The sequence below is a fragment of the Roseovarius mucosus DSM 17069 genome (genome assembly GCF_000768555.3).
GTDB lineage: Bacteria > Pseudomonadota > Alphaproteobacteria > Rhodobacterales > Rhodobacteraceae > Roseovarius > Roseovarius mucosus.
Genome location: NZ_KN293978.2, coordinates 355890 through 368050 on the forward strand (window position 1 = coordinate 355890; position 12161 = coordinate 368050).

At 63.1% G+C, this 12161-nt stretch carries 13 protein-coding genes; 4 read left to right on the plus strand and 9 right to left on the minus strand.

The features are described from left to right. The first annotated feature begins 164 nt into the window (after window positions 1-164). Complete coding sequence (locus ROSMUC_RS08785; RefSeq protein ID WP_037271824.1) at window positions 165-815, plus strand: PAS domain-containing protein; 651 nt, start codon at window positions 165-167, stop codon at window positions 813-815. A 159-nt stretch (window positions 816-974) separates the two neighbouring features. Here the strand turns inward: ROSMUC_RS08785 and ROSMUC_RS08790 are convergent, their stop codons facing one another. Continuing rightward, on the minus strand, window positions 975-2345 hold the full coding sequence (locus ROSMUC_RS08790; RefSeq protein WP_037271827.1) for a class II 3-deoxy-7-phosphoheptulonate synthase: 1371 nt from the start codon (window positions 2343-2345) through the stop codon (window positions 975-977). Window positions 2346-2516: 171 nt separating this feature from the next. On the opposite strand from ROSMUC_RS08790, the gene ROSMUC_RS08795 reads away from it, so the two are divergent. Next, window positions 2517-3521 (plus strand): GlxA family transcriptional regulator, encoded by a 1005-nt coding sequence (locus ROSMUC_RS08795; RefSeq protein ID WP_425442779.1) that lies wholly within the window; start codon window positions 2517-2519, stop codon window positions 3519-3521. Window positions 3522-3568: 47 nt separating this feature from the next. On the opposite strand, the gene ROSMUC_RS08800 is transcribed toward ROSMUC_RS08795, so the two are convergent. Genes ROSMUC_RS08800 through ROSMUC_RS08815 form a run of 4 tightly spaced genes read right to left on the minus strand, consistent with a single transcriptional unit; the run spans window position 3569 to window position 7759 of the window. Next, window positions 3569-4654 (minus strand): PQQ-dependent sugar dehydrogenase, encoded by a 1086-nt coding sequence (locus ROSMUC_RS08800; RefSeq protein WP_037271830.1) that lies wholly within the window; start codon window positions 4652-4654, stop codon window positions 3569-3571. Window positions 4655-4686: 32 nt separating this feature from the next. Beyond that, the gene (dxs, locus tag ROSMUC_RS08805; protein ID WP_037271833.1) at window positions 4687-6615 is read right to left on the minus strand and encodes a 1-deoxy-D-xylulose-5-phosphate synthase; all 1929 of its coding nucleotides are present in this window, start codon (window positions 6613-6615) and stop codon (window positions 4687-4689) included. A 32-nt stretch (window positions 6616-6647) separates the two neighbouring features. Continuing rightward, window positions 6648-7511 (minus strand): polyprenyl synthetase family protein, encoded by an 864-nt coding sequence (locus tag ROSMUC_RS08810; protein ID WP_037271836.1) that lies wholly within the window; start codon window positions 7509-7511, stop codon window positions 6648-6650. 5 nt (window positions 7512-7516) lie between these two features. Continuing rightward, window positions 7517-7759 (minus strand): exodeoxyribonuclease VII small subunit, encoded by a 243-nt coding sequence (locus ROSMUC_RS08815; RefSeq protein ID WP_037271839.1) that lies wholly within the window; start codon window positions 7757-7759, stop codon window positions 7517-7519. 102 nt (window positions 7760-7861) lie between these two features. Here ROSMUC_RS08815 and ROSMUC_RS08820 point away from each other — a divergent pair, with 102 nt between their 5' ends. After that, window positions 7862-8818, plus strand: coding sequence for a phosphotransferase family protein (locus tag ROSMUC_RS08820; protein ID WP_037271842.1), 957 nt, complete (start codon window positions 7862-7864; stop codon window positions 8816-8818). A 6-nt stretch (window positions 8819-8824) separates the two neighbouring features. Here the strand turns inward: ROSMUC_RS08820 and ROSMUC_RS08825 are convergent, their stop codons facing one another. The 3 genes from ROSMUC_RS08825 to ROSMUC_RS08835 are packed head-to-tail and all read right to left on the minus strand — an operon-like array spanning window position 8825 to window position 10517. Then, window positions 8825-9430 carry a pyridoxamine 5'-phosphate oxidase family protein gene (locus tag ROSMUC_RS08825; RefSeq protein WP_037271845.1) on the minus strand — a complete coding sequence of 202 codons (606 nt, stop codon included), beginning with the start codon at window positions 9428-9430 and terminating at the stop codon, window positions 8825-8827. A 15-nt stretch (window positions 9431-9445) separates the two neighbouring features. Further along, window positions 9446-9919, minus strand: coding sequence for a nuclear transport factor 2 family protein (locus ROSMUC_RS08830; RefSeq protein WP_037271847.1), 474 nt, complete (start codon window positions 9917-9919; stop codon window positions 9446-9448). A gap of 52 nt (window positions 9920-9971) precedes the next feature. Then, complete coding sequence (locus ROSMUC_RS08835; RefSeq protein ID WP_037271850.1) at window positions 9972-10517, minus strand: carboxymuconolactone decarboxylase family protein; 546 nt, start codon at window positions 10515-10517, stop codon at window positions 9972-9974. A 125-nt stretch (window positions 10518-10642) separates the two neighbouring features. Here ROSMUC_RS08835 and ROSMUC_RS08840 point away from each other — a divergent pair, with 125 nt between their 5' ends. Next, window positions 10643-11572 carry a LysR family transcriptional regulator gene (locus ROSMUC_RS08840; RefSeq protein WP_037271852.1) on the plus strand — a complete coding sequence of 310 codons (930 nt, stop codon included), beginning with the start codon at window positions 10643-10645 and terminating at the stop codon, window positions 11570-11572. Between the two features lie 3 nt (window positions 11573-11575). Here the strand turns inward: ROSMUC_RS08840 and ROSMUC_RS08845 are convergent. Continuing rightward, the coding region (locus ROSMUC_RS08845; RefSeq protein WP_037271855.1) for a calcium-binding protein at window positions 11576-12161 on the minus strand (586 nt) is incomplete at its 5' end.

The window sequence follows — 12161 nt, forward strand, 5'->3', positions numbered from 1 at the left end:
CGACATGTCTGTGCCGGTGGTTAACCAATCGCCGCGATTTTTAGATAAATTCCCAAAAACTTGTGGCAGTCTTGGCCCAACGTGCGGTGCTGCAGGGGGGGCGCAAGGGCCGTCAGGCAGGCTGACACCGCGAAGTCTGAGGTGCAGGGGCAAAGGAGTGTGTCATGCAGGATGACAAAACAGTTCTACATACGTCGGGCAGAGTGGGCGCATGTGACGGGCAACAGGCCGCCGATCTGCACGCGCTTCACAGCTATTGGGCTGGCCTTTGCGAGGGGGCCGAGGTGCCGCGCCGCTCTGACATCGACCCGCGCCGGATTGGCGGGCTTTTGTCCAATGCGTTTATCGCCGAGCGGATCGCGCCGGGGGTGACGCGCCTGCGGGTGGCGGGGCTGCATCTCAATGCGCTGATGGGGATGGAGGTGCGCGGCATGCCGCTGTCGAGTTTCATCGCGCCGAACGCCCGCGAGGCCTTTGCGCTGGCCTTGGTCGATCTTTTCGAGCGACCGGCACGGGTGGAGATCGACCTTCACGCCAGAGCGGGATTGGGGCGGCCTGAAATGACCGGGCGTCTCATGCTCTGGCCGCTGCGCAGCGATCTGGGCGATGTTTCACGAGCGCTGGGATGTTTGGTGACGCAAGGCGAGATCGGGCGCGCCTCGCGGCGGTTCGAGATGCGAGCGGTACGGGTATTGCCGTTGGATGCAGAGACCAAAGGCCGACGCAGCCTTGACCTGTTGCCCGGCGGGCTGCGCAATGAATGGCGCGGGCGTGATGCGCCGCGCGGGCGCGCCAATCTGCGCGTGGTGAAGTAAGGCTTGGCGCTGGCTAGGCGTTCCATCGGAGAACCAAAACGCCATAGGCCCTCCCCGCGCGGAACAAGTCGCGGAGCGCCGCCGCGCGATTGCTTGCGACATCGGCGACGAACAGACAAAACCGCAACAGGCGCGTTACCTGTTGCGGTCAAGAGGTGGTTAGCCTGCTTCTGCCTGAAGGCGGTCATGGCGCAGGGATTTCAGCTCTTCGGCCACGAGGAAGGCCAGTTCAAGCGACTGGCTGGCATTGAGGCGCGGATCGCAGGCGGTGTGATAACGCGCCGAGAGGTTTTCCTCGGAGAGCGCGCGCATACCACCGGTGCATTCGGTCACATCCTGCCCTGTCATCTCGAAGTGCACGCCGCCGGGGATGGTGCCTTCGGCCTTGTGGATGCCAAAGAACTCCTGCACCTCGCGCAGCACCGCATCGAACGGCCGCGTCTTGTAGCCGGTCGCGGATTTGATTGTGTTGCCATGCATCGGGTCGCAAACCCAGAGCACCGATGCCCCCTCTTCCTTTACCGTGCGGATGAGGCGCGGCAGGTTGTCCGCCACCTTGCCCGCGCCAAAGCGCGCGATGAGCGTAAGACGCCCCGCCTCGTTGGTGGGGTTCAGCGTCGCCAAGAGCCGCTTGAGGTCGTCCGACGTCATGGAGGGCCCGCATTTCAGACCAATGGGGTTTTGCACGCCGCGCAGGAATTCGACATGCGCGCCATCCGGCTGGCGGGTGCGGTCGCCGATCCAGAGCATATGGCCTGAGCCCGCCAGCCATTTGCCGGAGGTGGAATCGAGCCGACACAGCGCCTCTTCGTATTCCAGCAAGAGGCTCTCGTGCGAGGTGTAGAAATCCACGGTCTTGAGCGTATGGGCATTGTCGCTGTCCACACCTGCCGCCTTCATGAAATCGAGCGCATCAGAGATGTGATTGGCCATTTCGCGATAGCGCGCGGCCTTCTCGCTTTCGGTAAAGCCGAGGGTCCAGGCATGGACCTGATGCACATCGGCATAGCCGCCCGTCGAAAAGGCGCGCAAGAGGTTGAGGGTTGCGGCGGCCTGCGTATAGGCCTGCAACATCTTGTCCGGGTTCGGAATGCGCGCCTCGGGGGTGAAGGCCAGTTCGTTGATGATGTCGCCGCGGTAGCTGGGCAGTTCCACGCCATCAATCACCTCGGTCGGGGCCGAGCGCGGTTTGGCAAATTGCCCGGCCATGCGGCCCACCTTGACCACCGGCACCTTGGCCCCATAGGTCAGCACCATCGCCATTTGCAGCATCACCTTGAAGGTGTCGCGGATCGCATCAGCAGAGAATTGATCAAAGGCCTCGGCGCAATCGCCACCTTGGAGCAGAAACGCCTCGCCGCGTGCGGCGGCGCCAAGCGCGCGCTTGAGGCGGCGCGCCTCACCGGCAAAAACCAGCGGCGGATACTGCCTCAGACGGGCCTCGACACTGGCCAGAGCGGCGGCATCGATATAATCGGGCATCTGCACCCGCGGTTTCGCGCGCCAGCCCGTTTTCTGCCATTCCGTCATCGTCCTTACTCCGCATTGAACGTAATCTGAGACCCGTGCTTAGCAAAGCAGCGGGCAAGAGGCCATATGAAACGCACAAGAATGGGTCGCAAATCGACCACGCCTCTCTTGTCAATCGCGACAGATTCGTGACAGACCGCTAAAGAGGCCGTTGCGCCGGGGAATCGGGTGATGATGACGTCAGAGGCCACAAAAATCGCGGTTAAAGCGCCCAAAGAGCCCAAACGCTTTGTGTTTGTGCTCTTGGACAAGTTCACCTTGCTGAGCTTTGCCTCGGCCATCGAGTGTTTGCGCATCGCCAACCGCATGGCCGAAGAAGAGTTGTATAGCTGGGTGCTGACCGGCGATTCCGACGAGGTGATCACGTGTTCTGCCGGGGTGCGATTCAACCTCGACTTTCCGCTTTCGGAGCTGAACCGCGAAGATGTGGTGCTCGTTTGTGGTGGCATGGATGTGCAAAAGACCGCGACCAAGCGCATGTTGAACTGGTTGCGCCGCGAGGCGCGCAAGGGGCTGCGCATGGGGGGGCTGTGCACCGCGTCCTATGTGCTGGCGCGCGCGGGCTTGCTCGATGGCAAACGGGCGACGATCCATTGGGAGAATCACGACAGCTTTCTCGAAGAATTCGAGGATGTGACGCTGACGAAATCGGTATTCGTGATTGATGGCAACCGGATGAGCACGGCGGGTGGCACGTCGTCGATTGATCTCATGCTCAATATCATCGCCGATGATCATGGTGAAAAGCTGGCCAATGCGGTGGCGGATCAGCAGATCTATAGCTCGATCCGCACCGATCAGGACACGCAACGCCTGAGCGTTCCGACACGCATCGGTGTGCGGCATCCCAAGCTGAGCCAAGTCATTCAGATGATGGAAACCAATATCGAAGAGCCGATCAGCCCGGCGACATTGGCGCGCGATGTGGGCATGTCGACCCGGCAGCTAGAACGGTTGTTCCGCCGCTATCTGAGCCGCAGCCCCAAGCGCTATTACATGGAATTGCGCCTGCAAAAGGCGCGCAACCTGTTGATGCAGACCGACATGACCGTGATCAACGTGGCGCTGGCCTGTGGTTTTGCCTCGCCGTCGCATTTCTCGAAATGCTACCGGGCGCATTACAACACGACGCCATACCGCGAGCGTGGCGCGCATAGTTCCCGTTTGTCGGTATGACGCTTTCTTGAAAAGAAAGCGGTCCGAAATCTTTTGAAGATTTCGGATCACCGCGAGAGGCGATAGGCCGCACCCTGCCCGACGCTGAGAAACCAGATTGACCCATCGGGGGCCTCGCGGATGTCGCGCACACGCTGGGTTTCGCGGGATTTCAGACGCTCGACCTCTGAGAGCGGCGCACCCTCAAGCCGCGAAATCAGGTCGAACTTGAGCGATCCGACAAAGATGTCGCCGCGCCAGTCCGGGAACATCTCGCCTTGATAGATCATCATGCCTGAGGGCGCGATGGAGGGGTCCCAGTAATGGGCCGGTTGTTCCATGCCGGGCTTTTGCGTGCCCTCGCCGATCTTGAGCCCCGAGTAGTGGCGGCCATAAGAGATCACTGGCCAGCCAAAATTCGCGCCCTTGGCGACGCGGTTCACCTCATCACCGCCGCGTGCGCCATGTTCCACCACCCAGAGGTTGCCTTGGGCGTCAAGCGCCGCCCCTTGCGGGTTGCGGTGGCCATAGGACCAGATCTGAGGCTGCGCGCCTGAGGTTTGCGTGAACGGGTTGTCTGCCGGGATGGCCCCGTCGCGGGAAATGCGGATGACAGAGCCGTTCTGGCGAGAGAGGTCCTGCGCCGACGCATCGTCGCCCCGGTCGCCAATGGTGGCATAGAGCATCCCGTCGCGACCTTCGACCAGACGCGCGCCGAAATGCCGCCCGCCCGACGAGCCGGGTTCGAGTTCGAAGATCACCGTCCAATCGGTCAGACGGTCCGCGCCGGGGGCAAGTCGGGCATGGGCGATGGCGGTGCCGGCACCGCCCTGTTGCGGTTTGGAATAGGTGAAGTAAAGCTGACGGCTCTGCGCGAAATCGTGGGGAATGAGAAGATCGAGCAAACCGCCCTGCCCGCGCGTGGCGACATCCGGCAGGCCGCCCAGTTCCCGCCGCTGGTCGTTTTCGATATGGAGAACGCGCCCGGCCTTTTCGGTGATCAGGAGGCCGCCATCAGGCAGAAAGCCCAATGCCCAAGGGTCGTTTAACCGGTCAACCATTTTCGTGACCGTCACTTTGCCCGCGCTGCTATCGAGCGCCTGGGCCGGGGTCATGGCGAGGCACGCGGCGAAGATAAGGGGGAAAAGGCGCATGTCTGTCTCCTTTTCCCATCCAGATAGGGATGTCAGGCGCGTTTTCCAGCCAGTTGGGCGATACCCAGCACATCGAGCACCCGTGCCTCAATGTCGGCGGCGTTGAGGCGCGCCACAGCATACATATCCTTGGCGCTGGCCTGATCTATGAACGTGTCGGGCAGGACCATGGAGCGGAACTTGAAGCCGCGATCAAACACTTGAGATTCGGCCAATAAGTGACTGACATGGCTTGCAAATCCGCCAATCGCTCCTTCCTCGATGGTGATCATCGCCTCGTGGTTATGGACGAGGTCGAGGATCAGTTTTTCATCCAGGGGTTTGGCAAAGCGGGCATCGGCAATGGTCGGCGTGATCCCGCGCGCACGCAGGGATTCGCTGGCCTTGAGCACCTCGGACAGGCGCGTGCCAAAGGACAGGATCGCGACGCGCGCGCCCTCCTGGATGGTGCGGCCTTTGCCGATCTCAAGCGGTTCGCCGCGTTCGGGCATGGTGACGCCCATCCCCTCGCCGCGCGGATAGCGAAAGGCAATCGGTCCCTCGTCATGGGCGGCGGCGGTGGCGACCATATGGACAAGCTCTGCCTCATCGGCGGCGGCCATGACCACGAAACCGGGCAGATTGGCGAGAAAGGCAGTATCAAAAGCCCCGGCATGGGTGGCCCCGTCTGCGCCCACCAGCCCCGCACGGTCGATGGCAAAGCGCACCGGCAGGCGTTGGATCGCCACGTCATGCACGACCTGATCATAGCCGCGTTGCAGGAAGGTGGAATAGAGCGCGCAAAACGGCTTGAGCCCCCCCGCCGCCAGCCCGGCGGAAAAGGTCACGGCATGCTGTTCCGCAATGCCTACATCAAAGAGCCGCGAGGGATAGCGTTCGGCAAAGAGGTTGAGGCCGGTGCCATCGGGCATGGCGGCGGTCACGGCGCAAATCTTGTCATCTTGGGCAGCATGCGAGAGCAGCGCCTTGGCAAAGACACTCGTATAGCTGGGTGCGTTCGAGGGCGACTTGCGCTGTTCACCGGTCAGCACGTCGAATTTAGCGGTGGCATGGCCGCCATCGCGGGCGCGCTCGGCAGGGCCATAGCCCTTGCCCTTCTTGGTCAGGACATGGATTAGGATCGGGCCGGTGGCGCGCGCCTTGACGGTGCGCAGCACCGGCAAAAGCTGTTGCAGGTCGTGGCCGTCAATGGGGCCGACATAGCTGAAGCCCAGCTCCTCGAAAAGCGTGCCGCCGACGGCCAGCCCCTTGAGCATATCCTTGGCGCGGCGCGCGCCCTCTTGAAAGGGCGGCGGGAGAAGGGAAATCGCCCCCTTGGCAGCGGCCTTGAAATCCTGAAACGGGGCTTCGGCATAAAGCCGCGAGAGATAGGACGAGAGCGCGCCCACCGGCGGCGCGATGGACATTTCATTGTCGTTGAGGATGACAATCAGGCGCTTCTTGAGGTGGCCTGCGTTGTTCATCGCCTCAAAGGCCATGCCTGCCGACATGGCCCCGTCGCCAATCACCGCAATGGCATCGCCAAGGCCCGAGGGGCAGTTGCCGCCAAGGTCCCGCGCCACGGCAAAGCCAAGTGCGGCGCTGATCGAGGTCGAGCTATGGGCCGCGCCAAAGGGATCGTAGGGGGATTCCGAGCGTTTGGTAAATCCTGACAACCCATCCTTTTGCCGTAGGGTGCGGATGCGATCCCGCCGCCCGGTCAGGATCTTGTGCGGATAGCATTGGTGCGACACGTCCCAGATGATCTTGTCGCGCGGGGCGTCAAAGACATGGTGCAGCGCGACGGTCAGTTCCACGACGCCCAGACCGGCCCCCAGATGCCCGCCGGTTTCGGACACGGCGGAAATGGTTTCCGAGCGTAATTCATGCGCCAGTTGGACGAGTTGCGTGTCGGAAAACCGTTTGAGATCGGCGGGGCTTGCGACCTGATCGAGCAGCGGTGTTTTCGGGCGGTCGGACATGGTGCCCCTCCGTGGGGAAATTGCAGCGATTTTCAGCTCTGGCGCGAGATAACGAAGCGGGCAAGGTCGCGCAAGGCATCCGCGTTGGCCCCATAACAAGATAGCGCGTCGCAGGCCTCGTCAACAAGAGATGCGGAACGGGCGCGGGCGCCCTCAAGTCCGAGGAGCGAGACAAAGGTCGCCTTGCCTGCGGCGGCATCCTTGCCGACCGCCTTGCCGGCGGATGCGGCATCGCCCGTCACGTCGATCACATCGTCCTGAATCTGAAAGGCGAGGCCCAGTGCGCGGGCATAGATGTCGAGTGGTTGGCTGTCGGCCTGGGCCATAAAGGCGCCTGCCGTCGCGGACCATTGGATGAGCGCGCCCGTCTTGCCCGCTTGCAGAGTTGTGATTTCGTCCAGGGTGAGGGGCGTTGTTGCGGTTTCGGCGGCGATGTCGAGCGCTTGGCCCAGCACCATCCCCTGCCCGCCTGCGGCACGGGCGAGGCTGAGTGCCAGATCGGCGCGCGCCTCAGCTGGACCACAGTCGGGATGCGCCACCAATTCGAAGGCCAGCGATTGCAGCGCGTCGCCGACAAGGATCGCGGTTGCCTCATCCCATTTGACATGCACGGTGGGCTGGCCCCGGCGCAGATCGTCATTGTCCATGGCGGGCAGATCGTCATGGACAAGGGAATAGGCGTGCAGCGCCTCGATCGCCGTGGCGGGCCAGATCGCAGCACTCGCGGGAACATCGTGCAAGCGCGCGCTTTCCATCACCAGAAATCCCCGGATGCGTTTTCCGCCTCGCGTGGCATAGCGCATGCCCTCGGCCACGGGGCCTGTGCCAAAGGGGGCCAGCACGCGGTTCAAATGCGCCTGAATAGCCTCGGCCTCGGCGGCAAGTCGGGCCTGCATCCGGGTCAGAGGCCTGTCACCGGCGTGGTGCCGGTGGGCTGGCCATCGGCATCGAGCGTGATGGCGGCGACCTTTTCCTCGGCCTCTTTCAGCTTTTCCTCGCAGCGTTTCTTGAGATTGGCGCCGCGCTCATAGAGCGTGATCGACTCGTCCAGCGCCACATCGCCGCGCTCCAGCCGCCCCACGACCTGCTCCAGCTCTTTCATCGCCTGTTCAAAGGTCATTTCGGAGGGGGGCGTTTCGGTCATCGGCTGGTCCTCGTGCTTGGTGTTTCATCGGCTAACATAGGGCGCTCTGACGGGGGGTGCAATTCGGTTGACGCTGCTGAACGGCTGAGGGACAGTTGGCCCATGTCAGAGCCTGCCGATCCCCTGCCCGACCTTGATGCGCTGGCCCAACTGGACGCGCGCCTGCGGGCACTGGTGACGCGGCATCCCGATTTGGCGGGGCTGGATCTGTCCGAGGTCTTGCGCATCGTGCCGGGCAAGCGCGCGGTTCTGGCGGGGCGCCTTGATGGGCGCGCAGTGGTGATGCGGCTGGTCGAGGACCGCTGTGCCCCGGCGCTGGCCAAGGAATGGGCGGAGTTGCAGCGCATTTGGCCGCATATGCGGGAGGGGCCCTACCGCGTGGCAGACCCTGTCGCCTACCTGCCCGATGCCAAGCTCCTGGTCATGGAACGCGCGCCGGGGACCCCGCTATTGGAGCATCTATGGCATGCAGATGTGGCCACCCGCGCGCAGCATCTGCGCCCCGCCGCCGAGTGGCTGCGGCACTATGTAGAGGTCAGCGAGGGCTGGCGCCCCGGCAACGCCAAGGGCTGGCTCGCGCGGGCGGCACGAGCCTCGGCCACGCAGCCTTTTGCGCGGCTACGCGGGATCGAGAGCGGTGTTCTGGCGCATTTGACCAGAATGGCGGCGGCGCTGGAGGGGGCAGAATGGCGGGTTGCCATCAGCCATGGCGATTTTCACCCCAACAACCTTATTCTGGGGGCGGATCGCCTGACCGGGATCGACACCGGCGGCTCTGGTCGGATGCCGGTGTGCAAGGATATCGCGCGCTTTCTGGTGCATATGGGGCGGCGCGGCATGATCCCGTCGGGGCGGCGGTATCTGGGCGTCGATGCCGAAGGGCTGGAGGTCTTTGCCGAGGTGTTCGCGCTGACCGAGGTAGAGCGGCATCTTTGGCTGCCGTTCTTTATCGGGATTGAGGCCCTGATCCGGGTTGAAACCCGCGCGCTCAAACCCAGCCGGATCAAGCGCGCGGAAGAGATGTATGGCCTCTTGCTGGCGGATCTTGCCGCGCTCTGACCCCGGTCAGTCAGCGTCGAGCAATGCCGCCTCTAGCTGCGCGATGCGCGCGTGCAGGGGGGTTGTCACATCCTCCAACTGATCCACGGTGAAGCGCGGCGTGATGTGCTGCGGGCAGTTCCAGTCAAAGCCTTCTACGGTGATCAGGAACCCGCGTTCGATCCGGGCACGGTAGTCGGGCATCTCCAACCGCGCGAGAAGGTCCTCATCCTCGAGGCCCACCGCCCGCGCGCGACCGAACAGTTTGAGCCGCCGACGGTTCGGATAATCCATGAAGAACAGCGACACGCGGGCATCGGTGCTAAGGTTGCCAAGGCTGATATACTGGCGATTGCCGCGAAAATCGGCAAATCCGAGGGTGCGATCGTCCAGCACGCGCATGAACCCCGCCGGTCCGCCGCGATGCTGGATATAGGGCCAGCCGGTTTCCGTGACTGTGGCCATATAGACAGAGTCGCGCGCGGCGATGAAATCGGCCTCGATCTGGGAGAGGTGCAGGTTGACCGGGTCTTCTGCCGCCTGCATCCGGGCATAGGCAGCGCGACTGCCAAGGTCCTCTTGCAGGCGCGTCACCGTGGGGGTGAAGGCAATCTCGGCGAAATGATGGGGCATGGCATCCTCTTGCGGTTACAGGCCAAGATCGGAGAGGCCCGGGTGATCGGCAGGGCGCGGCCCTTGCGGCCAGTGGAATTTGCGATCCGCCTCCTTGATCGGCTGATCATTGATGCTGGCAAAGCGGAGGCGCATCAGGCCTGCGGCATCGAATTCCCAATTCTCGTTGCCATGGCTGCGATACCAATTACCGGCATCATCGCGCCATTCATAGGCAAAGCGCACGGCGATCCGGTTCTCGGCAAAGGCCCAGAGTTCCTTGATCAGCCGATAGTCGAGTTCGCGCGCCCATTTACGGGTGAGAAAGGTGACGATCTCTTCGCGACCCACGGGAAATTCGGCGCGGTTGCGCCAGCGGCTGTCCGGGGTATAGGCCAGCGCCACGCGGGCGGGGTCGCGGCTGTTCCAGCCATCCTCGGCCATGCGCACCTTTTGGATGGCGGTCTCGCGGGTGAAGGGGGGCAGCGGGGGGCGGGTGTTATCGGTCATGGTTGTTCCTCTTTGGCGCATGGCGCGCGGACACGCCATGCGCTTGGATGGGTCAGGCAGCCGCGTTCAGCGCGACCTTGGGAAAGTCGATCTCGACCTGTGTGGCCTTGCCCAGAATATTGGTAAAGATGTTCATGGCCACATGGGTAATGATTTCGACGATTTCGGCGTCGGAATGACCGGCGGCGCGCAGGGCGGCGAACTCGGCCTGGCTGACCTGACCGGCGTGCTCGACCAGCGCGCGGGCAAAGGTGAGCGCCGCCTCAGCCTTGGCATCGGCAGAGCGACCGGCGCGATTGGCGAGGATTTCGGCATTGTCGAGGCCCACCTTGCGGCCAATCGCGGTATGTGCCGAAACGCAATACTGACAGGCGTTCTGCTCGGCGACGGTCAAAGCAATGCGTTCGCGCGTCAGCGGGTCAAGCACCCCTGCCCCGGCAATGCCGTGCAGCCCGAGAAAGGCCTGAAGCGCTGCGGGGCTGTTAGCCAGTACGCGGATGAAATTGGGCACCATGCCAAGTGCCGATTGCACGGCGTCCAGCAGCGTCTTGGCCTCGCCTGTGGCAGTTTGCGGGTCGATAACGGGAATACGGGCCATGGGTATTGTCCTTGTGTTGTGGGTGCGCAGGCGGTGTGCCGCGCTCGGGCTTAAGATGGGGCACTATGATGTTTGAAAGAATACCCGAAATGTGGAATGGTTTATTCCACACAGAGGAATAATAGATGAACCGGATGCATGAACTTGAGGTGCTTGTCGCGGTGGCGGAAGCGGGCAGCTTTGCGGGCGCCGCGCGGCGTCTGCACCTGTCGCCGCCCGCAGTGACACGGACGATTGCGGCGCTTGAGGATCGGCTGGGCGCGCGGGTTTTTCAGCGCACCACGCGCAATGTCACCATCACCGATATGGGCGCGCGCTTTCTCGAAACCGCGCGGCGCGTGTTGAACGATCTTGAGACCGCTGAGCGCGAGGCGATGGGCGAGACGACCGCACCGCAGGGGCATCTGACGCTTACCGCGTCGGTGACGTTTGGCCGGTCCGCCCTTGGGCCGGTGGTTGGCGAATTTCTAGCGGCGCATCCGCGCGTGTCGGTGTCGGTGCTGTTGCTCGACCGGGTGGTCAATCTGGTCGAGGAAGGCGTGGATATGGCCATTCGGATCGGCGAGTTGCCCGAGTCGCGGCTGATTGCCAAACGGTTGGGCACGGTGCACCGCATTCTGGTGGCAAGCCCCGCCTATCTGGCAAAACACGGCACGCCCAATGCACCTGCGGACCTGCGCCACCATGCGGTGATTGCCTTTACCGGGCTGATGCCCAATCGCGAGTGGCGGCATCACAACGGGCAGCGCAGTGCCAGCATAGCTCTTGTTCCGCGATTGGAAATCAATGACGCAGTCGCGGCGATTGATGCGGCGATTCTGGGCCAGGGCATCACGCCGGCCCTGTCCTATATGGTCGCAGGCCATATACGCGCAGGTCGTCTGATACCGGTTTTACCGGCCCATTCCCTGCCCCCGCAGCCGGTGCATCTGGTTTACCCGGAGGCGCGGCTGATGGCACCCAAACTGCGCGCATTTCTGGATTTCGCGGGACCCCGCCTCAAATCCGCGCTCGAGGATTTGGCCGAAGGTGTGGCCGCGCCCAAGGCGCTCTGACGATCACAGGAACTGGAAATCGTCCACTGTCATTTGCGCGGCGGTGATCCCGTCAACGAGGATCGTATTGCCGTTCACGGTCATCTGCGCGCCCGTGTCCGTGTCGACGATATTCATCGCCGCAACAAACCCCGCCAGACCATTGCCGCCGTTGTTGATGTTCTCAACGCCGGTATTGGGATCGAAGCGGCGGATCAGGAAACTGTCGATGCCATCCTCGAAATCGGTGATAACATCGGCCTCGCCGTCAAAGAAGGAGGCGAAAACGAATTGATCCGCGCCGGTGCCGCCGGTGATCTGGTCATTGCCCGCGCCTGCATTGATCGTGTCATTGCCCGTGCCGCCGTCGATCGTATCATTGCGCCCGCCGCCAGCGAGGAAATCATTGCCGTCGCCGCCAAGGATGCTGTCATCGCCTTCGCCGCCGCCCACGCGGTCGTCGCCCGCGCCGGCATCAATCGTGTCGCGCCCGGTGCCGCCGCCGATGTCGTCATTGCCCGCGCCCGCGTCGATGCTGTCATTGCCAAAGCTGCCCGACATGCTGTCGTTGCCGTCACCACCCGAGAGCGTGTCATTGTCAGCCCCACCC

Bases quoted from the DNA above. Each gene is read 5' to 3' on its own strand.
- ROSMUC_RS08830 (WP_037271847.1), bottom strand. From the start codon at position 9,919: ATGACCGATAACACCCGCCCCCCGCTGCCCCCCTTCACCCGCGAGACC.
- ROSMUC_RS08785 (WP_037271824.1), top strand. From the start codon at position 165: ATGCAGGATGACAAAACAGTTCTACATACGTCGGGCAGAGTGGGCGCA.
- ROSMUC_RS08825 (WP_037271845.1), bottom strand. From the start codon at position 9,430: ATGCCCCATCATTTCGCCGAGATTGCCTTCACCCCCACGGTGACGCGC.
- ROSMUC_RS08790 (WP_037271827.1), bottom strand. From the start codon at position 2,345: ATGACGGAATGGCAGAAAACGGGCTGGCGCGCGAAACCGCGGGTGCAG.
- ROSMUC_RS08800 (WP_037271830.1), bottom strand. From the start codon at position 4,654: ATGCGCCTTTTCCCCCTTATCTTCGCCGCGTGCCTCGCCATGACCCCG.
- ROSMUC_RS08840 (WP_037271852.1), top strand. From the start codon at position 10,643: ATGAACCGGATGCATGAACTTGAGGTGCTTGTCGCGGTGGCGGAAGCG.
- ROSMUC_RS08835 (WP_037271850.1), bottom strand. From the start codon at position 10,517: ATGGCCCGTATTCCCGTTATCGACCCGCAAACTGCCACAGGCGAGGCC.
- ROSMUC_RS08820 (WP_037271842.1), top strand. From the start codon at position 7,862: ATGTCAGAGCCTGCCGATCCCCTGCCCGACCTTGATGCGCTGGCCCAA.
- dxs (WP_037271833.1), bottom strand. From the start codon at position 6,615: ATGTCCGACCGCCCGAAAACACCGCTGCTCGATCAGGTCGCAAGCCCC.
- ROSMUC_RS08810 (WP_037271836.1), bottom strand. From the start codon at position 7,511: ATGCAGGCCCGACTTGCCGCCGAGGCCGAGGCTATTCAGGCGCATTTG.
- ROSMUC_RS08815 (WP_037271839.1), bottom strand. From the start codon at position 7,759: ATGACCGAAACGCCCCCCTCCGAAATGACCTTTGAACAGGCGATGAAA.
- ROSMUC_RS08795 (WP_425442779.1), top strand. From the start codon at position 2,517: ATGATGACGTCAGAGGCCACAAAAATCGCGGTTAAAGCGCCCAAAGAG.